This window comes from Chitinolyticbacter meiyuanensis (genome assembly GCF_008033135.1).
In the GTDB taxonomy this organism is placed as follows: Bacteria; Pseudomonadota; Gammaproteobacteria; order Burkholderiales; family Chitinibacteraceae; genus Chitinolyticbacter; species Chitinolyticbacter meiyuanensis.
The window spans coordinates 1,227,861-1,247,416 of sequence record NZ_CP041335.1 but is presented as its reverse complement, the minus strand read 5'-3'; the positions used below and the strand labels follow the sequence as shown (position 1 = coordinate 1,247,416).

The window sequence follows — 19,556 nt, the reverse complement described above, 5'->3', positions numbered from 1 at the left end:
CGTCGTGACATATCCGGGCATGGCTGCCCAGTAGGCCTTACTCGATACCGCGGCTGTGCAGGTATTCCTCGTAGCCGCCGAGGTAGTGGGTGAACGTGCCATCGCCGTTCAGCTCCAGCACCTGGGTCGCCAGCGACGACACGAACTGGCGATCATGCGAGACGAAGATCAGCGTGCCCTTGTACAGATCGAGCGCCAGGTTCAGCGATTCGATCGATTCCATGTCCATGTGGTTGGTCGGCTCATCCATCAGCAGCACGTTGGGGCGCTGCAGGATCAGCTTGCCATACAGCATCCGGCCCTTCTCACCACCAGACAGGACCTTCACCGACTTCTTCACATCATCGCCCCCGAACAGCAGGCGGCCGAGGATGCCGCGGATCACCTGGTCGTCGTCGCCCGGCTGGCCCCATTGCTTCATCCAGTCAAACAGGGTGATGTCCTCGGCGAAGTCCTCTTCGTGATCCTGCGCGAAGTAACCGGGCTCGGCCTTGTCGGCCCATTTGACGAAGCCGGCGTCCGGCTTGAGCTCGTTTACCAACAGCTTCATCAGCGTCGACTTGCCAACGCCGTTGCCACCGATCACCGCCAGCTTCTGGCCGGCTTCGAAGATCAGGCTCAGGCTCTGGATCAAGGGCTTGTCGAACGACTTGGAGAGATTGTTCGCCTCGAAGGCCTGGCGGTGCAGCTTCTGCTTGTCTTCCAGATCGAAGCGGATGTACGGGTTCTGGCGCGAGGACGGCTTCACCTCGACCATGTTGTCCTTGATCTTGTCGGCGAGCTTCAGGCGCGAGGTGGCCTGGCGGCTCTTCGACTTGTTGGCGGCAAAGCGCGCGGCGAAGGCCTGCAGCTCGGCGACCTTTTCCTTGGCCTTGCTGTTGTCCGCCAGCAGGCGCTCACGCGCCTGGGTGCTGGCCAGCATGTAGTCGTCGTAGTTGCCCGGATAGATGCGGATCTCACCGTAGTCGACGTCGGCAATGTGGGTGCACACCTGGTTCAGGAAGTGGCGATCGTGCGAGATGATCAGCATCGTCGATTCGCGCTGGTTCAGCGTTTCCTCGAGCCAGCGGATGGTGTTGATGTCCAGGTTGTTGGTCGGCTCATCGAGCAGCAGCACGTCCGGGTTGCTGAACAGCGCCTGCGCCAGCAACACCCGCAGCTTCCAGCCCGGCGCCACTTCGGACATCGGCCCGTTGTGCAGCTCGATCGGAATGCCGGCGCCCATCAGCAGGCTACCTGCGCGTGCTTCGGCGGTGTAGCCATCGTATTCGGCGACCTTGCCCTCGAGCTCAGCCGCGCGCATGTAATCATCCTCGGTCGCTTCGAGATTGGCATAGATGGCGTCGCGTTCATGGATTGCCGCCCACAGCTCCACATGGCCCTGCATCACCACATCGATCACGCGCTGGTCTTCGTAGGCGAACTGATCCTGCTTCAGTTTGCCCAGGCGCACGCCCGGCTCCAGCGCCACGTTGCCCGCAGTGGGTTCCAGATCGCCGCCGAGGATCTTCATGAAGGTGGATTTGCCGCAGCCGTTGGCGCCGATCAGGCCATAGCGGTTGCCGTCGCCGAACTTGACGCTGACCTTCTCGAACAGCGGCTTGGCGCCGAACTGCATGGTGATATTGGAAGTGCTGATCATAGACTTGGGTTTCCCTGCACTTCGCCATCGGGGCGAAGCGAATAAAATCCGGAGCGTCGTTGCGCGAAACCGGTGAGCCCGGCCGCAAAACGCTGAAAGTTTTGGATTTTATCATAGCGAGCTGACCCGATGCGCCACGCGCCCTCCCCCGTTCTTCGTTCCGCGCCGCGCCTGGCCCAGATCGAACCCTTTCACGTGATGCGCATCCTCGAAGCGGCCAAGCAGCTGGAAGCGCAAGGACGCGACGTGATCCACCTGGAGGTCGGTGAACCCGATTTCGCCACGCCGCCGCAAATCATCGAGGCTGGCATCCGCGCGCTGCAGGCCGGCCAGACCTTCTACACCGGTGCCTGCGGCCTGCCTGCGCTGCGCGAAGCCATTGCCGGCTTCTACGCCGACCGCTTCGGCGTGCACATTGATGCGCGCCGCGTCATCGTCACCCCCGGCGCCTCCGGCGCACTGCAACTGATCCTGGCGCTTCTGGTCGGCCGCGACGACGAGGTGCTGCTGGCCGATCCCGGTTATCCCTGCAACCGCCACCTGGTTACGCTATGCGAAGGCCGGCCGGTGAACATCGCCGTGGGCCCGGACAGCCGCTTCCAGCTGCTGGCGCGCCATGTCGAACACCATGCCGGCGAGCGCACCGTCGCAACCCTGGTCGCCAGCCCGGCCAACCCCACCGGCACGGTGCTGGAACTCGCCGAAATTGCCCAATTGGCTGCCGCTTGTCGGAAGAAGAACGTCGCGCTGATCGTCGATGAGATCTACCAGGGGCTGGTTTACGAGCGAGCGCAGGAGACAGCACTGACCGTTGCGCCCGATGCCTTCATCGTCAACAGCTTCTCCAAGTTCTTCCAGATGACGGGCTGGCGTCTGGGCTGGCTGGTCGCGCCGGAATGGGCTATCCCGGAACTGGAAAAGCTGGCGCAGAACCTGTTCCTTGCCGCCCCCACGCCGGCCCAGCACGCCGCGCTCGCAGCCTTCTCCGCCGACACGCTGGCCTTGCTGGAAGCGCGTCGCAGCGAGCTCGACACACGTCGGCGGGCGCTTTGTAAGATTTTGACCGACATCGGGCTGACGCTGCCATCACCGGCGCAAGGTGCCTTCTACCTGTGGGCCGATTGCAGTGCCTTTACTGACAACACGGAGACGCTTGCCGCACGTCTGCTCAACGTCGAAAGCATCGCGCTGACACCGGGCCGTGATTTCGGCGACAACCCAGCATTCATGCGGTTTGCCTACACGCAGCCGATTGCGCGGCTCGTCGAGGCGGGAGAACGATTGCGCCGCTCGTTGGCGCACGGTTGCACAAGCTGACAGCGGCCATTAACCTTAAAGCTGACGACAATATTCGCGACACACGCGAGTCCCGGGCGGAGAGGAATAGCGCATGTTCGACTTCAAAGGCCTCATCGGTGCGCTGTTCAACCGCGAACCGCAGGAAGGCGTACACGACTTCAAATCGGCAACGATGTTCATGCAGGAATTGCCCGAGAGCGACATCCTGCAAGCGCATATCGAGATCGTGAAGGCGCTGCAGCAGCTCAACGGCAATGCGCGCATCAGCCTGAAGGAGCGGATGCGCACCGTGCCTTATCTGGACGACAAGGCCCGGGCACTGCAGAACCACCTGGTCGACGTGTATTTCGGCCAGTTGATCGACGACCACGCCGCCCCGCATCAGGTACTGCCCTCCATCCTTGCCTACTGGCGTCAGATGGGCGAGGCGTACCGGCTCTGCATCAAGCAGGCCACCCAGACCGGCGCCCGCGGCCTTGACAAGCAGCTGCAGATCTTCGGCCTGCGCGCACTCTCCCATTTCAGCCAGGAAGTGAAGTGGGCCTACCTGCGCTATATGGAGGTCGACGCCAAGGTCTGGCGCAACCTGCACCGGCTGTATCACTACGCCGAGCAACACCAGTTCGCGCTGACCCCGCTGCAGACCTACGCCCACACCGAGATCACCGATGCCCGGCGCGAGTACATGCAGGCGATGATGCTGTCGCTGGCGCAGCCGGACAAGCTGCAGCCCGCGCAGATCGAGCTCGCCGCGCAATGGCTGAAGCGCTGGTCCGGGCGGATGGAGCTGGAAACACAGATCCGCCCCAACCGCCAGCTGTTCGCCATCAACATCGCCGGCTCCTCGGCGCCGAAACGGCTGCGCCGCGACATGGTCGGCGAGAACTGGCGCTACTGGTTCACCGAGGCGCTGGTGCTGCACGTGCGGGAGCAGCATGACCGGCTGCAGCGTGGTGAGAGTCCGCTCGATCATGGGCTGCCGGTGGAATCCGCGGAACCTGCCAACCTCGCGCTGATGCTCAAGCTCGTCAACCTGTGGTCACGCGATGTGCCGACGCCGGTACGGCGCCACGAGCGGCATATGACGCGCAAGCGGCTGCAGGTGGTGCGTGGGCTGGAGGAGGTGATCCATTTCCTGCGCTCGCCGAGTGGGCAGCCTCGCCGGGTGGACACTGAGCACTGGGAAGTCGCCAACGAGAGCGCTGGTGGCTATGGCGTGAACTACAGCGGCAAGGGCGACGACCGGTTGCTGGTCGGCGAGATCGTCGGGCTTGGCCAGACCGAGGCACACGGCCTGACCATCGGGGTGATCCGCCGCATCACCCGGCGCCGCGACGGCCAGGTCGAGGTGGGCATCGAGAACCTCGCCGCCAACCCGGTGGTAGTGGAACTCAAACCCAGCCAGAGCGAACGCAGCTTCTTCGGCCTGTACTCACCGGAAACCGGCGCCACCGCGCAGGGCCGCTTCCTGATGCTGCCGCAGGCCTTCTTCGCCGCCAACCGCGAGTTCCAGCTCTCGGCCCAGGGCAAGAGCTATCGCATCCGGCTCGATCCGGCGCTGGAACAGACGGTGAATGCCGCAATCTCGCGCTTTTCCGTGCTGCAGCGTCTGGCCGCCTGACACTATCTGGATTTGGCAGGCGTCACCGGCACAGCGGTCACCGGTGGCGTGGGCGTCGGTGCCATCACCTTGGCGCAGCGGCCATAGCGCGCGTACTCCTCTTCCACCTGCCCGCGCCGCTCCTCGAGCTTGCGCACGTTGTACGGCTGGCGCTCGCGGACCAGGCGCTTGTCGATCACCTCGCGTTCCTTTACCAGCTTTTCGCAACGCTGCCGATCCAGCGCCGCCAGTTTCTCCGGGTTGTAACGACTGTCCGCAGCACTGGCGGCACCCGCCACCAGCAGCAACGCGCCCAGCGTCAGCGTTCGTACCGCCACGTTTCTTCCTCGATCATCGATTGCAATTGCGCCTGCAGCGTGGCGTCAAGCGCATGTGCGCCCCAGTGCTGGCCGGCCAGCTCGCGCACCGGCGTGAGGCCAATCAGGCTGTTGCATAGATAAAGCCGGTCGGCTGCCAGCAACGCCGCTGGCGTCAACGCGGCATGCCGCACCTGCAAGCCGCAGCGGGCCGCCGCTTCGCACAGCACCGCACGCATCACGCCAGCCACGCCTGCGCCATCGAGCCGCGGCGTGAACAGCACCTTGCCGGACAGGGCCAGCACATTGCTCAGCACACCTTCGAGCACATGGCCATCCCGATCGAGCAGCAAGCCTTCAAAAATGGTCGGATCCGACCATTCGCGCCGTGCCAGTACGTTTTCCAGCCGGTTCAGGTGCTTGATGCCTGCCAGCGCCGGTTGCCAGCCCGCGCGGGTCTCGCACCAGCGCACGCGCACGCCCTCCACCGGCAATGGTGGCGGCAATGCACTGGCCTGCACGATGCGATGCGGGTGGCAATCGGCCGGCACGGCATAGCCGCGCACCGATTCGCCGCGGGTCACGATCAACTTGAGCGCAGCGTCGCCGAGCGCCAGCAATCGGATATCCGCTTCGAACACCTCGCGCGGAGGCACCACGATGCCGAGCGCGGCCCCATCGGCGGCGAGCTTGTCGTATTGCCTGCGCCAGAAGCGCACGCCCCCGCCATCGCAACGCACGGTACGGAACACGCCATCGCCGAACTGCACCGCGCGATCCGTCAGCGGCAAGCTCTCTGCCGGTACGCCATCGACCAACCGCGTCATCCTGCCACTCCCAGCGCCCGCAGCAATCCGCGCGCCTTGTGCCGCGTTTCCTGCAGCTCGCGCCCAGCATCCGAATCGGCAACGATGCCGGCACCGGCGCGGAAATACAGCTGCGATCCGCACTGCATGAAGCTGCGGATCAGGATGTTGAAATCGGCCTGACCATCGACGCCGATGTAGCCGACGCTGCCGGTGTAGGCCAGCCGGGACCGATCCTCCAGCTCGCGGATGATCTGCATGCAGCGCACCTTGGGGCAGCCGGTGATGGTGCCACCGGGAAACAGCGCGCGCAGCAGCTGGCGCGGCGTGATGCCAGACCTCAACCGGGCGCGGATATTGGATTCGATATGGTGGACAAAGGCATAGCTCGCCACCGCCATCAGCTCATCCACCTGCACGGAGCCCGGCACGGCGATGCGGCCGAGATCGTTGCGTTCCAGGTCGACCAGCATGATGTGCTCGGCCCGTTCCTTCACCGTACCGATCAGCCGGGCCTTGAGCGCGGCGTCCTCGTCCGGCGTGGCACCGCGTGGATGGGTGCCGGCGATGGGTCGGGTCTGTACCAGCTCACCCTGCACGCTCACCAACCGCTCCGGCGACGAGCTGACGATATGCCGCCCTTCGCCCAGATCGAACAGCGCCGAGAACGGTGCGGGATTGGCCCGACGCAGCGCGGCGTAGAGATCATGCGCACCACCGGCGGCAAGCGCCACATCCCAGCCGCGCGACAGGTTCACCTGGAACACATCGCCCTCGACGATGTAGCGCTGGCACGCAGCCACGCCATCGAGAAAGGCTTGCGGATCGTCCTCGGTCACCGATGCCACCACGAGCGGCTGCGGCTGCCACTTTGGCGCGGCGGCGACGAGCTCGGCGAGCTCGGAGAGCTGCGCAGCGGTCTCGGCCACCAGCCAGGCCTGCTGCGTGGCGCGCTCGACCAGTACCGCCGCCGGGCAGCGGATCAGCGCGGCACGCGGGCCGTCGTCCTGGCGCGCCGGCACCGTCGGCTCGAACGCCTCCAGCAGCTCGTAGCCGGCATAGACCACCCAGCCACCGGCAAACGGCCATGGTCCGGCCGGCTCGCCGGCCAGCGGCAGGCCATCGAGCTCGGCAAGGAAGGCCTGTTGCTCGTGGGCGGCAAAGCAGCGCCGCACCCCGGGCAGGGCAAACAGGATGTCCCAGCCCTTGTCTTGACTGGACTGGAACAACGCGGGAAAGGCCGCCGACCGCACGGCGGCGAGCGCGGCGAGATCGGGAACGGCAGGCAGGGCTTGCGAAAACATGGCGCGATTGTAGCAAGCGCCAGCGCCGACTTAGCGGCTGTCACATACCGTCACTGCGCCGCGCCAGCCGCCAGGCCATGCCGCCCAGTACGGCAACCGCCAGCAGCAGCACCGCCCACAGTACCCAGCGGCGCATCGCGTCGCCAGCCAGCCATGGCTCCGGCTGCGGCGTGCCGTCACGCGCCGGGCCCAGCGTGGCATTGCCCGGCTGGGCGCCGGCCACGCTCAGGTTGCCACCCGCCGCTGTCGGCAGATCACGCTGGCCATAGCCAAGCACGAACGGCGGCTGGCCGCGCGCCAGCCACACCAGCTGCTGCGGCACCCAGCCGATCTGCAGCGTGGGTTGACCTGCACCCAGCAAGGTCTTGCCACCATCGACCCGCACACGCCATTCGCGATATATCCGGGCCGGGACCACCAGATCGCCATTGCGGGCCTCGGCCCCGCCCTGCTGCAACCGGTAAAGCCGAGCGCGGGCAATCGGGTGCCACGGCCCATTGCTGGCAAAGCGGGCTTCGATCGTCACCTGCGCCACGGTGTTGGTTTGTGGCAGCCGGATACGTAGGCGATCGGCCGGCGCCACATTGGCGAGGACGAAATGGTAACCATCGGGATCGTCGACGGGCTGAGGACTCAACCAGACCCGAGCCGGCAAGGCGGCCTCGGCCTGCGGCACCACGCGCACGGCGGTCAGCGTCGGCGCGGCGCCGCTCCATTGCAAGCGCAGGTAGCGTGCAGTGGTCGGCTCAAAGCTGATGCTGCGCCGCTCCAGCCGCTGCCCGCCTTGTTGCAGGCGCAGCAACTCGGCTTCGGCGATGGCGCGCCAGGATTGCAGGTCATCGCTGGCCTCCAGCCGCAGCTGGCCCTGGAAGCGCGCCTCGGCCCAATCGAGATCCAGCCGCGCCAGCGGCCGCTTCACGCCACTGGCGTCGACCAACACGCGCTGTGCCCTGGCCAGGGGGATGGGCCGACCCGGCTGCACCGAGACCAGCGTACCGTCGGCCCGCGCCTCCACGCTGACCGCGACCCGGCCTTCGGTGGTGGCAGAACGCGCCTCGGCGAAGAACGGCACGCTGATCGGCGAAGGCGGCCGTGTCACCGGCGGCATCGGTTCCAGCGCATGCGGCACGATCTCGCCCTGGCCGTTGAACACCCGCATGTCCCCCAGCCCGGCCTCGGTGGCATGGCGATATACATCGGCGTTCAGTGCAGCGCGATAGAGCGCCGCCGCATCTTGCGTCTGCAGCGGCGCATAGCGGGCAAAATCCTGCGGTGCCGGCGCAGCCGTGGCGATACCGGTAGCCAACAGCAACAAACCCAACCCGTGCCTCATGCCGATTCCTCCCTGGCGGGCGGCAATGGCGACACGTAACCGATCAGCAACAGCAGCAGGCCAACACCGAGGAAGGACACGATGCGCGTCACCCCGGAAAGCTGCGACAGGTCGACCAGGAACAGCTTGACCACCACCACGGCCAGCAGGCCCGCGCCCACGAACCAGACCACGCGCCAGGCGCGGCGATGCGCGAGGACCATCACGGCCAGCGCCAGCACCGTCCAGCACAGCGACAACGTGGCATGGACCAGCGTCGAATGCGCCAGCGCGTCGACATGCCACGGCACCTGTGCCCAGTGGTGCAAGGTTCGCAGCAGCACGGCATTCAACCAGATGAACGCCAGGGCAGCGAACAGTGCCCAGCCCACCCTGCGCTCAGGCAGCAGCGGCAGGCAGCGCCACAATGCGAACCCGGCCAGAATGGTCACGAGGTCCAGCGGGTTGAAGAGCGGCAGATACGGCAGTGGCGCCATCGCGGCGGACCAGCTTGCCGCCGGCAGCGTCCAGATCGCGATCAGCAGCGCCAGTCCACCCGCCGCCCATTCGCTGTACGCGGCATGGAACGGCCGCCACGGCCAGCCCTCCCGCTGCCGCAGCGGGCCGCGCAGTGCCAGCACGACGGCGGCCAACACGGCGGCCCAGCTCGCCGCTGCCCAGTCGCCCTGCGGTTGCCAGGCACTGACCCAGCCCGCAACCTGGAAGGCCAGCAGCAAGGGCAGCAACATCGCGAGCACGACATGCAGTACCTGTTGCAACGTGACGAGCGCCGGTTCGGCGAGGCGCCGCTGCAGCCACCAGGCCACCAGCAGCGCTGCCGGCCAGGCCAGCAGTGCCCAGCCACGCAACGGCTGCCACCACGCCGGGTCGTAGCGATCCAGCACATTGAGCCCATCCACCAGCGCGATCCAGCCTAGGGCCAGCGGCAACAGCAGCGCGGGCCAGCGTGCATCGCGCCAGCTCAAGCGCTCGTGGGCAAGCCAGGCCAGCAAGGCCGTCGCCGCGGCCAGCCACAGGCCGGCAGGCAGCAGGATGAACTGTAGTCGCTCGATCTCCGCCAGCAAGGCCACCAGCCATGCCAGCAGCCCCAGTGCCGCGAAACCGATCGACAGCCCGCGGTACAGCGGTCGCACCACCGTCTGCAAGCGCCAGGCGCTGAACCACCAGCTCGCCGCCAGCAGCACGCCGCCGACACAGCGATGATTGAGCCAGGCCACGTCCACCGGCATAGGGCTGTCGATCGCCAGCGCGACCCCGGCAGCGAGCTGTAAGGCCAGGCCGAACCACAGCGCCAGCCGGCGTTGCTGGCGCAGCGCCACCCAGACGGCGCCCGCGCCCTCCACTGCCCAGGCGGCACTGGTCCAGCGTGCATCGAGCGCCAACGGAATCGCCAGCGTAGCGAAGATCACCCCGAGCGCGATGAAAGTCTCGGCCAGCAGCCGCAACCCCTGCTCGCCGCGCCGCAGCAGCCAGCCGGCCAGCCCGAGGTAGACCGCGGCCAGCGCCACGGCACTGTAGGCCAGGCCGAATTCGTAACGCGCCACCAGCGCCGCCTGCAGGCCGAAGCCGACCAGCGGGGTGCCAAACACCAACGTGCTGTCGACCGCGCCGCGCAACGGCCCTTGTCGCAGCGCATACAGCACGGCAATGGCGAGGTAGGCGGCGAAGAACAGGATCAGGAAGGGTTCGGTCGAGGCAAACAACGCCGGCTGGTACGACTGCACGCCCCACGCGGTGCCGATTCCGAAGGTGAATACGAAGCCGACCAGATTCAGCGGCCGCCAGGCTTTGAACCAGGCGATGGCAAAGATGCCGGCGTTCAGCAACGCGTAGTAGCTGAACAGCAGTACATGGTTGCCACTGCCGGTGGAGGCGAGGATGGGCGCAAGGAAGCCGCCGATGCTGCCCATCACCGCCAGCGAGCGCGCGTCCTGGCGGATGGCCAGCCACGCGGAAAGCCCGCAGAAGGCCACCATCAAGGCCATCGCATACGCCGCCGGCAACAATTGGTACAGTTTGAGCGCGCCAAAGGCAGTCAGGTACAGCAGCCCTATGCCGCCGCCCTGCAACACCAGCGCGTAACCACGCCGCCGCTCGACTAGGCGCCAGCCCGTCACCAGCAAGGCGATCGCCCCGAAAGCCACACCAGCGAGCCGCAGCTCGATCGGTAGCAGGCTGTGATCAGCCGCGTACTTGATCAAAAAGCCGACACCGAAGAACAGGATGAGGATGCCGATCCGCACCACGGTGTTGCCACCAAACAGCCAGGCCCGTGCGGCGTCCCAAGCCTGCTCGAGCGGGCCGGGCCCGGTTCGCGGCGCGGAGACGGGCATGGCGACCGGCTTCGTCAGCGGGGCTGGCGCCGCGACCTGGGCAGGCGCAGGTACCTCAACAACCGCTGGCGATTCAGCCTGAGCAGGAGCTACCGCCGACACGGGTGGGGGTGGCACGTCGGCAACCGGCGTGGGCAGTGACGATTCGGCAATGGCCTGAATTGGCACTGCAGGGGTCTTCAGCGTGGACTCTACACGTGGAGCGCCCTCCAGCGCGGCAAGTCGTGCCTCCAGCGCCTGCCAACGCGCACGGCCATCGAGCCAGAACCCGAACAACAACGCAGCAGTCAGCCAACCGATATCTCCGACCACCGCCCACAACACCAACCCGAATACGCCTGCCACCACCTTCCACATCGCCCGCTCCCCTGTTTCTTTGCTTGCAGGGTAAACGCGGATGCAGGCGGCTGTCATGGGTTCGTTGACCATGTCGACGCCCACTCCACCCGCTGCTCCTGGAGCAAAGCCATTACAGCATGCCGTTTATCGGGAAAGACAAGCCTGCCAATCCCGTCACAGGACTTGCGTTAATTCCTCAAAACCGTTCAGCAACAAGTCTTTGTGTGGAATTGCTCCGCATTTTGCAAAACAGCATTTCGTCTGGAACAATATAATTTACTTTACAACTATTTGCGTTAGGCGTTTAATGCACTCACGAACCACGGCGCAGGAAGCCACAAGCCTCCAGGACAACGTGGATCACCAACCGATACATGAGGACTTGCAGACATGAAAACCTTGACCCAACTCTCCGCCCTGATCGCCGGTGCCACCCTTGCACTCGGCGCATATGCCCAAGCCAATCCCGCCCAAAACTATTCCGAAGGCGCACAAGGCACGACTGCCGTCTCTTACAAGCTGGCTGAAGGCAATCAAGGCGAATCGTCCACCCGCACTACCCTTGCCGAGGGCAATCAGGGTGAGTCGTCTACCCGCACGACACTGGCTGAGGGCAACCAAGGCGAATCGTCCACTCGTACGACCCTGGCTGAGGGCAACCAGGGCGAATCGTCCACCCGCACCACCCTCGCCGAAGGGAATCAGGGCGAATCCAACGTCCGTCCCTCTGCAAACGCTTGAGGACGCGCAACACAGCGTTGATAGAACAACAAAAAACCCGCAGCGTGCTGCGGGTTTTTTGTTGTTCACGAGCACGCTGCATCAGACGCGTTTGAACACCAGCGTGCCATTGGTGCCACCAAAACCGAAGGAGTTGGAGATCGCCACGTCGATCTTCATCTCGCGCGCGGCATTGGCCACGTAGTCAAGATCGCAACCGCCCTCGATATCCTGCTCGACGAGGTTGATCGTCGGCGGCGCCACCTGGTTGTGCACGGCAAGGATCGAGTAGACGGCCTCGACGCCACCGGCACCGCCCAGCAAGTGGCCGGTCATCGACTTGGTCGAGTTCACCGCCAGCTTGGCTGCGTGGTCGCCAAAAGCGAGCTTCAGCGCATTGGTCTCGTTGGCATCACCCAGCGGGGTCGAGGTGCCGTGCGCGTTGACGTACTGCACCTGGTCGACGTTGATGCCCGCGTCGCGCAACGCGTTGGTCACGCCACGAGCAGGCCCCTCGGCATTTGGCGCGGTGATGTGGTGCGCATCCGAACTCATGCCGAAACCGGCGAACTCGCAGTAGATCTTGGCGCCACGCTTGACTGCGTGTTCGTACTCTTCCAGCACCAGCACGCCAGCGCCTTCGCCCATCACGAAGCCGTCGCGGCCCTTGTCCCACGGACGGCTGGCAGTCGCCGGATCGTCGTTCCGGGTCGACAGTGCCTTCATCGCAGCAAAACCACCGATACCAAGGCGCGAGATCGCGCCCTCGGCGCCACCAGCCACCATGATGTCCGCATCACCGTACTGGATCATCCGTGCGGCGTCGCCAATCGAATGCGCGCCGGTGGTGCACGCGGAGACGATGCCGTAGCTCGGACCCTGATAACCCTTGAGGATGGTCACATGCCCAGCGATCAAGTTGATCAGCGAGCCGGGAATGAAAAAGGGGCCGATCTTGCGTGGGCCGCCATTGATCAGGTCGACACCAGTCTCCTCGATCAGCGGCAGGCCGCCGATGCCCGAGCCGATGTTCACACCCACGCGGGTCTTGTCGAGGCCAGGCACATCATCAAGGCCGGAATCGGCAATGGCCTGCAACGCGGCCGCGATGCCGTAATGGATGAACAGATCCATACGGCGCGCTTCCTTGGCGCTGATGTACTGGGTGATGTCGAAGCCCTTGACTTCACCAGCGATCTGGCAGGCCATATCGCTTGCATCGAAGCGCGTGATGGTGGCAATGCCGGATTGGCCGTTGAGCAGGTTGGCCCAGCCGGTCGCGACGTCATTGCCGACCGGGGATATGTGGCCCAGACCGGTGACGACGACTCTGCGTTTGGACATGGGAATCTCCGAGGGGTAAGCCAGATGGAACAAGAGCGGCCTGCAGGCCCGAAACAACATGCTGGACCGGCTGGCGGTCCATCATGCGGGATCGATGCTGCACGCCGCTCCAGGCGCGGCCACCAGGGGCGGCCGACGCGGGAATCGCGGAAGGATTACTTGCCCAGGTGAGCGGTGACGTAGTCGATCGCTTGCTGAACCGTGGTGATCTTTTCGGCTTCTTCGTCCGGGATTTCGCACTCGAACTCTTCTTCGAGGGCCATCACGAGTTCAACGGTGTCGAGCGAGTCCGCGCCGAGGTCGTTCACGAACGACGATTCGGTCTTGACGTCGGTTTCCGGCACGCCAAGTTGCTCGGCAACGATTTTCTTCACGCGCTGTTCGATGTTTTCCATGGATTTAACCCAAGCCTTTTTGAGGAATTCAGATAAAAAGCGTCGGCATTGTACCAAAAAAACGGGAGCCGCCAAGCGAGCCCAACCGTCCGTCTGATCCTGCACAACGCGCAGAGTCAGGACCGCACCACCATGGCGCGGATACCCGTCAATTCATGTACATGCCGCCGTTCACGTGCAGCGTCTGCCCGGTGATGTAGCTGGCCTTGTCCGACGCGAGGAAACCCACCGCATCGGCGATTTCCTTCGCCTCGCCCAGCCGGCCCAGTGCAATGCTCTGCACCAGCGCGGCCTTTTGCTCGTCGGGCAGGCCTCGGGTCATGTCGGTATCGATGAAGCCCGGCGCGACCGCGTTGACGGTGACACCGCGCGAGCCGATCTCACGCGCCAGCGACTTGGTAAAGCCAAACAATGCCGCCTTGGCCGCCGAATAATTGGTCTGCCCCGGGTTACCGGTGGCGCCGACCACCGAGGCGATATTGATGATGCGGCCCCAGCGGGCCTTCATCATGCCGCGCAATACTGCCTTGGAGAGCTTGTACACCGGCTTGAGGTTGGTCTCCATGATGGCGTCCCATTCCTCATCCTTCATCCGCATCAACAGATTGTCGCGGGTGATGCCGGCATTGTTCACCAACACGGCAATGGCGCCATGCTGCTTCTCGATGTCGGTCACGATGGCCTCACACGCGCCCTCATCGGTCACGTTGAGCTTGAGGCCAGCGCCCTGCGCGCCCGCCTCCTTCAGATACGCATCAATCGCTTCAGCGCCGGCATCGCTGGTGGCAGTGCCGATCACGATCGCGCCCTGGGCCGCCAGCTCCAGCGCGATGGCCTGGCCGATGCCGCGCGAGGCGCCGGTCACCAGTGCCACTTTTCCTGCAAGACTCATCTTGGTTCCTTGTTCGGACGGTTTCGGAATCACAGCACCGACTTCAGCGCGTCGAACGCGGCAAGGTCGGTGAGCGGAATATGCTGCGCGCCGTCTGCGATGCGCTTGTTGAGGCCGACCAGCACCTTGCCCGGACCACATTCGGCGATCACGCTGGCGCCGTCGGCGGCCATCTGCTGCACCGTCTCGACCCAGCGTACTGGTTGATACAGCTGGCGCGTCAGCGCGTCGCGGATCTGCGCCGCGTCGGTGTAGGCAGCAACATCGGCATTGTGGATCACCGGGAATTCGGGTGCGGCGACAGCAATCCCCGCCAGCGCAGCGGCGAGCTGCTCGGCGGCCGGCTTCATCAATGCGCAATGCGAGGGTACCGACACCGGCAGCGGCAGTGCGCGCTTGGCACCCTGCTCCTTGCACAACGCCATCGCCCGTTCGACCGCGGCCTTGTTGCCGGCAATCACCACCTGGCCGGCGGAATTGAAGTTCACGGCCTCGACCACCTCGCCTTCGGCCGCCTGGGCACAGGCCGCAACGATCACCTCATCCGGCAGACCCAGGATCGCCGCCATGGCCCCGACACCTTCCGGCACGGCACTTTGCATCGCCTCGGCGCGCAGGCGCACCAGCTTCACCGCGTCGGTGAAGGCAATGCTGCCGGCAGCGGCCAGCGCCGTGTATTCCCCCAGCGAATGGCCAGCTGCCAACGCAGGCTGCACACCACCGTTGGCCCGCCAGGCACGGAACACGGCGATGCCAGCGGTCAGCATCAGCGGCTGGGTATTCACCGTGGCATTGATGACGGCCGTATCAGCGCCTTCGTCGCACATTGCCCATAGATCCTGGCCGAGTGCATCGCTGGCTTCCTCGAAGGTCTGCCGCACCGAGGCATCGCCCGCAAAGCCTTTCATCATGCCCAGCGATTGCGAGCCCTGGCCCGGAAACACGAATGCGAGAGACATGGTCGCTCCTTGAAACAATCGTTTGAAATCAAAAACGGCGCCTGGGCGCCGTTTCCATCAATACTTCAGCAACACCGAACCCCAGGCGAAGCCGCCACCTATGCCTTCCAGCAGCAGCGTCTGCCCAGGCTGGATGCGGCCGCTCTTCACGCCCTCGTCGAGCGCCAGCGGGATCGAAGCGGCGGACGTGTTACCGTGCTTGTCGACGGTGACGATAACCTGCTCCATCGGCAGCTGCAGATGCTTGGCAGTCGATTCGATGATGCGCAGATTGGCCTGGTGCGGCACCAGCCAGTCGATGTCGGATTTCTCCAGCCCCGCGGCGGCCAGCGTCTGCTCGGCCACATCGGCCAGCGCGCGCACCGCGAACTTGAAGACGGCGTTGCCTTCCATATAGATCCACGGATTGCCGTCGACAGCGCCCTGCTTCACCCTGCCCTCGGCCTTGAGGATGCCGTTGTAGCGGCCGTCGGCATGCAGCTGCGCATGCAGGATGCCTGGCTCGTCGGAGGCCTTGAGTACCACGGCGCCGGCGCCATCGCCAAACAGCACGCAGGTTGCACGGTCTTCCCAGTTGATCAGGTTCGACAGCTTCTCGGCACCGACCACGACAGCGCACTTGGCCACGCCACTCTTGATCATGGCGTTGGCGGTCGCCAGCGCGTATACGAAGCCAGCACACACTGCCTGCACATCGAACGCCGGGAAGCCGTGTACGCCGAGGCGTTCCTGCAGCAGGCAGGCGGTCGATGGGAAAATATTGTCGGGGGTGGTGGTGGCGACAATCAGCAGATCAACCTCCTCGCGCGCCACGCCGGCCGATTCGAGCGCGCGCTCGATGGCGATCAGCGCAAGATCGGAGGTGAGCTGCTCGGGCTGCGCAATATGGCGCTGGCGGATGCCGGTACGGCTGGCGATCCACTCGTCGCTGGTGTCGATCCGTTGGGCAAGATCGTTGTTGGTGACGATCTGTTCGGGCAGGTAGGAGCCGGTACCGACGATGCGGGCGTACATGATGCGGGCCTCGGAATGGGTTAGTGCGCGGACTGCGGGGCTTCGTGGACGGCGAGCTGCTGCTGCACCAGCTCGGCGGTGCGCTGCGCCACACCGGCACGCGCCTCGTCGACCGCCTGCTTGAGCGCCCAGTAGAACGCCAGCCGGTCGGCGCTGCCGTGGCTTTTTACCACAATCCCGTTCAACCCGAGCAACGATGCGCCGTTGAAGCGGCGCGGATCGACCCGCTTCTTGAAGCGGCCGAGCACCGGCCAGGCCAGGCCCGCCAGCGCCTTGGTCCACCACGAGCGCACGAATTCCTGCTTGAGGAAATCGGCCAACATCTTGGCCAAACCTTCGGACGACTTCAGCGCCACATTGCCGGTGAAGCCATCGGTGGCGATGACATCCACCACGCCGCTGAAGAGATCGTTGCCCTCGACATTGCCCTGGAAGTTCAGCTTGGACGCGCGCAGCAACTCTGCGGCCTGCTTGGCGAGCTCGTTGCCCTTGATGTCTTCCTCGCCGACATTCAAGAGGCCCACGGTGGGACGCGGCTTGTGTTTCACCGCCGACACCAGCGCGGCGCCCATCACGGCGAACTGCAGCAGATGCTCGGGCGTGCAGTCAACGTTGGCGCCCAGATCCAGCACACAGGTCTCGCTGCCGGTACGCGACGGCATCATGCGCGCAATGGCCGGACGCTCGATGCCGCGAATCGTCTTGAGCACGAAGCGCGCCGTGGCCATCAGGGCCCCGGTATTGCCGGCGGACACGCAAGCGCTGGCCTCGCCGGACTTCACGAGGTTGATCGCCACGCGCATCGACGAATCCTTCTTGTTCTTCAGCGCGGATTGCGGCGCTTCGTCCATCGCGACTACTTCGGTCGCGGCATGGATGCGCAGGCGCGGGCCGCATTGCTTGCGGCTGGCCTTGAGTTCGGCCTCGATCGCGTCGGGCAGGCCGACGAGCACGACATTGACGTCGGGATGGTCGTCGAGAAAACGCAGCACGGCGGGCACGGTCACGTGGGTGCCGTGATCGCCACCCATCGCGTCGACCGCTACGGTGATATCCATGGAATGCCTGGTGGGGTTGTCCAGAATGGCGAACGGCGCAAACAGGGGTCTCCTGAGTGCGCCGTTTTCATAACCGATTGGTTATGCAGCGATTATTACTCGCCCTTGGCCTTGAGCACGCGACGGCCACGGTAGAAGCCGTTCGGGCTGATGTGGTGACGCAGGTGCGCTTCGCCGGTGGTCGGCTCGACGGCCAGCGCCGGGGCGGTCAGGAAGTCGTGGGCGCGGTGCATGCCACGCTTGGACGGGGACTTTTTGTTCTGTTGAACGGCCATGGTAAAGCTCCTTGAAAACCAGTTTCAGTTCAGTTATTCCGCTTTCCTGGTTTTCAAACCTGCCAGGACAGCAAACGGATTCGGTTTGGCCGCTACCAACGCGGCCTCGCTATCGCCACCGCACGCGGCATGACGCGGCGCCAGCGGCAACGACAACAGCACTTCGTCCTCGATCAGCACGTCGACATCAAGCTCGGGCTCGATCAGCATGCCTTCGAGGTCTTCGTCGACGCCTTCCGCATCATCGAGACTTTCCTCGTCGGCAAACTGGGTCAGTACCGCCTCGCGCTCCAGCTGCCAAGCCATCGGCTTCAGGCAACGCTGACACGTGAGGTTGAACTCGCCGGTGAGCGACAACACCAGGTACGGTCGCTGATACCGATCCACCCCGCCGACCAACCGCCAATTCACGGCACCAGCCTGATCGGCCAGTTGATCTGCAAGGCGCGACAGCGCCGCCGCCTCGATCGACCCCTCGAGCGACTGTTTCTCCTTGGCGAATTCGGCGCTATGGATGACGGCCATACTCTGAGCGGACGAAGCAATAAACCGCGCATGATACAATCGCCCACCTTGCGCTGTCAAAGCTTTTGATCGCCTGTTGCCCAGGCAAAAAACCATGGAAAAACAAACGACTTCGCCGCAGCTGGTGCTCGCCTCCACCTCGCGCTACCGCAAGGATTTGCTGGCCCGGCTCGGCCTGGCCTTCGACTGCGCCGCACCCGGCGTCGACGAGACGCCCCAGCCCGGCGAAACCGCCAGCGCCACCAGCCTGCGCTTGGCAATCGCCAAAGCCGAAGCACTGGCGCCGCGCTTTCCCGGCGCACTGTTGATCGGTTCGGACCAGGTAGCACTGCTCGACGGCACACAACTCGGCAAGCCGGGCAGCCATGAGCAAGCGGCGGCACAGCTCACAGCAATGCGCGGGCGCGACATCGTGTTCCACACCGCCGTTGCCCTGCACAACAGCAGCACCGGCCAGACACGCCGTCACATCGATATCACCACGGTGACGATGCGCGACTACAGCGATGCCGAGATCGAGGCCTATCTGCGCCGCGAGCAGCCGTACGACTGCGCGGGCAGTGCCAAGGTCGAGGGCCTGGGCAGCGTGATGATCACCGCCATCGCCAATCGCGACCCATCCGCCATCATCGGCCTACCGCTGCTGGCGCTGTGCGAGATGCTGCGCGCCGAAGGAGTGGCCTTGCTGTGATGACCGGAACGCTCTACCTGATCCCGACCCCGCTCGGCGGCGATACGCTCAATGATGTCCTGCCGCCGGATGTTGTCGGCATTGCGCAGCAGCTGACTCATTTCGTGGTCGAGAATGCCAAGACCGCACGCGCGCACCTGAAGCAGTTCGGCACGCCGCACGAACTACGCAGTCTTTGGATGCGCGAACTGAACGAGCACAGCAAGGACAGCGAACTTGCTGAACTGCTGGCCCCACTGTTGCAGGGTCACGATATTGGCCTGATGAGCGAAGCCGGCTGCCCTGGCGTGGCCGACCCCGGTGCCAACCTGGTCCGACTGGCGCATCAGCATGGAATCACCGTGGCGCCGTTGGTTGGGCCATCGAGCATCCTGCTGGCGCTGATGGCCTCGGGCGCCAATGGTCAGAAGTTCCGCTTCAATGGCTACCTGCCGGCACAGGAACCAGCGCGCAGCGAAGCGATTCGCCGGTTGGAGCAGGATTCGGTCAAGTACGGCCAGGCAGAACTCTTCATCGAAACGCCGTACCGCAACGATGCGCTGCTCACGGCGCTGCTGGCGAACTGTCGACCCGGCACGGCGCTGACCATCGCCTGCGGGCTGACCACCGCCCAGCAAGGCGTGGTCACTCACACCGTGAACGAATGGAAGCAACGAGCAAGGCCCGAAATCAACAAGCGCCCCACCGTGTTCGTGCTCTACGCCCGCTAG

At 64.8% G+C, this 19,556-nt stretch carries 19 protein-coding genes; 5 read left to right on the top strand and 14 right to left on the bottom strand.

The features are described 5' to 3' along the window. Positions 1-37: 37 nt before the first annotated feature. Positions 38-1,642 carry an ABC-F family ATPase gene (locus FLM21_RS06075; RefSeq protein ID WP_148714708.1) on the bottom strand — a complete coding sequence of 535 codons (1,605 nt, stop codon included), beginning with the start codon at positions 1,640-1,642 and terminating at the stop codon, positions 38-40. 129 nt (positions 1,643-1,771) lie between these two features. On the opposite strand from FLM21_RS06075, the gene FLM21_RS06070 reads away from it, so the two are divergent. After that, the gene (locus FLM21_RS06070; protein ID WP_148714707.1) at positions 1,772-2,959 is read left to right on the top strand and encodes an aminotransferase class I/II-fold pyridoxal phosphate-dependent enzyme; all 1,188 of its coding nucleotides are present in this window, start codon (positions 1,772-1,774) and stop codon (positions 2,957-2,959) included. A gap of 73 nt (positions 2,960-3,032) precedes the next feature. Further along, positions 3,033-4,562 (top strand): cyclic-di-GMP receptor FimW-related protein, encoded by a 1,530-nt coding sequence (locus FLM21_RS06065; protein WP_148714706.1) that lies wholly within the window; start codon positions 3,033-3,035, stop codon positions 4,560-4,562. A 2-nt stretch (positions 4,563-4,564) separates the two neighbouring features. Here FLM21_RS06065 and FLM21_RS06060 read toward each other — a convergent pair whose 3' ends face one another. From FLM21_RS06060 to FLM21_RS06040, 5 genes are read right to left on the bottom strand one after another with little or no spacing between them, the layout of a single operon-like run. Further along, positions 4,565-4,879: a hypothetical protein gene (locus tag FLM21_RS06060; protein ID WP_148714705.1), complete on the bottom strand. Its 315-nt coding sequence runs from the start codon at positions 4,877-4,879 to the stop codon at positions 4,565-4,567. Continuing rightward, a complete protein-coding gene (gene pabC / locus FLM21_RS06055) occupies positions 4,861-5,685 on the bottom strand; it encodes an aminodeoxychorismate lyase (protein ID WP_148714704.1) in 825 nt (274 codons plus the stop codon). Before pabC ends, FLM21_RS06060 begins: the two co-directional genes overlap by 19 nt. Beyond that, the gene (locus FLM21_RS06050; protein ID WP_148714703.1) at positions 5,682-6,968 is read right to left on the bottom strand and encodes an aminodeoxychorismate synthase component I; all 1,287 of its coding nucleotides are present in this window, start codon (positions 6,966-6,968) and stop codon (positions 5,682-5,684) included. The genes pabC and FLM21_RS06050 overlap by 4 nt, the downstream gene beginning before the upstream one ends. Positions 6,969-7,008: 40 nt before the next feature. After that, on the bottom strand, positions 7,009-8,301 hold the full coding sequence (locus tag FLM21_RS06045; protein WP_148714702.1) for a DUF3999 domain-containing protein: 1,293 nt from the start codon (positions 8,299-8,301) through the stop codon (positions 7,009-7,011). Beyond that, positions 8,298-10,991, bottom strand: a complete 2,694-nt coding sequence (locus FLM21_RS06040; RefSeq protein WP_148714701.1) for a DUF2339 domain-containing protein — start codon at positions 10,989-10,991, stop codon at positions 8,298-8,300. The genes FLM21_RS06045 and FLM21_RS06040 overlap by 4 nt, the downstream gene beginning before the upstream one ends. Positions 10,992-11,363: 372 nt before the next feature. Here FLM21_RS06040 and FLM21_RS06035 point away from each other — a divergent pair, with 372 nt between their 5' ends. After that, on the top strand, positions 11,364-11,714 hold the full coding sequence (locus FLM21_RS06035) for a hypothetical protein (RefSeq protein ID WP_148714700.1): 351 nt from the start codon (positions 11,364-11,366) through the stop codon (positions 11,712-11,714). An 81-nt stretch (positions 11,715-11,795) separates the two neighbouring features. Here the strand turns inward: FLM21_RS06035 and fabF are convergent, their stop codons facing one another. From fabF to FLM21_RS05995, 8 genes are all read right to left on the bottom strand, one after another. Further along, complete coding sequence (gene fabF / locus FLM21_RS06030; RefSeq protein WP_148714699.1) at positions 11,796-13,037, bottom strand: beta-ketoacyl-ACP synthase II; 1,242 nt, start codon at positions 13,035-13,037, stop codon at positions 11,796-11,798. Positions 13,038-13,192: 155 nt separating this feature from the next. Then, positions 13,193-13,432 (bottom strand): acyl carrier protein, encoded by a 240-nt coding sequence (gene acpP / locus FLM21_RS06025; RefSeq protein ID WP_148714698.1) that lies wholly within the window; start codon positions 13,430-13,432, stop codon positions 13,193-13,195. Between the two features lie 148 nt (positions 13,433-13,580). Continuing rightward, positions 13,581-14,324, bottom strand: a complete 744-nt coding sequence (gene fabG / locus FLM21_RS06020; RefSeq protein WP_148714697.1) for a 3-oxoacyl-ACP reductase FabG — start codon at positions 14,322-14,324, stop codon at positions 13,581-13,583. A gap of 29 nt (positions 14,325-14,353) precedes the next feature. Then, on the bottom strand, positions 14,354-15,283 hold the full coding sequence (gene fabD / locus FLM21_RS06015; RefSeq protein WP_148714696.1) for an ACP S-malonyltransferase: 930 nt from the start codon (positions 15,281-15,283) through the stop codon (positions 14,354-14,356). Positions 15,284-15,340: 57 nt separating this feature from the next. After that, positions 15,341-16,300 carry a beta-ketoacyl-ACP synthase III gene (locus FLM21_RS06010; RefSeq protein WP_148717461.1) on the bottom strand — a complete coding sequence of 320 codons (960 nt, stop codon included), beginning with the start codon at positions 16,298-16,300 and terminating at the stop codon, positions 15,341-15,343. A 17-nt stretch (positions 16,301-16,317) separates the two neighbouring features. Beyond that, complete coding sequence (plsX, locus tag FLM21_RS06005; protein ID WP_148714695.1) at positions 16,318-17,355, bottom strand: phosphate acyltransferase PlsX; 1,038 nt, start codon at positions 17,353-17,355, stop codon at positions 16,318-16,320. A gap of 95 nt (positions 17,356-17,450) precedes the next feature. Then, complete coding sequence (rpmF, locus tag FLM21_RS06000) at positions 17,451-17,630, bottom strand: 50S ribosomal protein L32 (protein WP_148714694.1); 180 nt, start codon at positions 17,628-17,630, stop codon at positions 17,451-17,453. A 33-nt stretch (positions 17,631-17,663) separates the two neighbouring features. Then, on the bottom strand, positions 17,664-18,155 hold the full coding sequence (locus tag FLM21_RS05995) for a YceD family protein (RefSeq protein WP_148714693.1): 492 nt from the start codon (positions 18,153-18,155) through the stop codon (positions 17,664-17,666). 94 nt (positions 18,156-18,249) lie between these two features. On the opposite strand from FLM21_RS05995, the gene FLM21_RS05990 reads away from it, so the two are divergent. Then, positions 18,250-18,846, top strand: a complete 597-nt coding sequence (locus FLM21_RS05990) for a Maf family protein (RefSeq protein ID WP_148714692.1) — start codon at positions 18,250-18,252, stop codon at positions 18,844-18,846. Further along, a complete protein-coding gene (locus FLM21_RS05985) occupies positions 18,846-19,556 on the top strand; it encodes an SAM-dependent methyltransferase (RefSeq protein ID WP_148714691.1) in 711 nt (236 codons plus the stop codon). The genes FLM21_RS05990 and FLM21_RS05985 overlap by 1 nt, the downstream gene beginning before the upstream one ends.